The 635-nt window shown below is 43.3% G+C and carries 1 protein-coding gene and 1 pseudogene; both read left to right on the plus strand.

All coding sequences use genetic code 11. The features are described from left to right. A pseudogene (locus tag ACFIKH_RS09335) lies at window positions 1–309 on the plus strand (lysozyme); the annotation flags it as partial. Beyond that, window positions 306–533, plus strand: coding sequence for a hypothetical protein (locus ACFIKH_RS09340; RefSeq protein ID WP_375654070.1), 228 nt, complete (start codon window positions 306–308; stop codon window positions 531–533). The pseudogene ACFIKH_RS09335 and the gene ACFIKH_RS09340, both read left to right, overlap by 4 nt. Window positions 534–635: the final 102 nt, after the last annotated feature.

Genomic DNA, 635 nt, shown 5'->3' on the forward strand with positions numbered 1-635 from the left:
GAGCTACAGAAATGGACCAAAGCAGGCGGGAAGCGTCTTGAAGGTCTAGCACACCGGCGTGCGGCAGAAACAGGCTTATGGGCGAAAGGGGCTTTTGTTTCCTCCAATTATCAAACAGTAGAAACGCAAGCACCAACGGGGGTTTTCAAAGCCGAAGCCCTTGCACCGATTATTGGTTCTTTTTCTGGGCTTGGAGGCTTATTAGCAGGAAATGGACCAATCCAATGGGCTTTGGCCACCATTATGATTTTAGCCGCATGTGCTGGTATTTTCTTTGTTGCTAAACGCTTTCAGGAGCATCGTCTATGATCTTATGGATGAAAAGAAATCTGATGCTAACAGGCGCGGCTTTAGCCGCTTTTTTTATTGCATTAGCAAGAGCTTTTACTCTTGGGAAAAAAGCAGAGCAACAAAAGCAAACAGAAAAAGCTTTAAAAGCAGCCACAACACGGCTTGAGGTAGAAAATGAAATTAATCAAAAAAGTGATGCTGATGTGCGTGCTGCTCTCTCTGATTGGTTGCGCGACAAATAAATATGTTTCTTCTTGTGTTGGCTGGTTGCCAATTTATTTAGATAAGCAAGATCTGAACGCCATCAGTTCAAACTTAGCAAGAGAGATCTTAAAGCACAATAA

It is taken from the genome of Bartonella sp. SD1336NMGDW, assembly GCF_042193565.1.
In the GTDB taxonomy this organism is placed as follows: domain Bacteria; phylum Pseudomonadota; class Alphaproteobacteria; order Rhizobiales; family Rhizobiaceae; genus Bartonella; species Bartonella grahamii.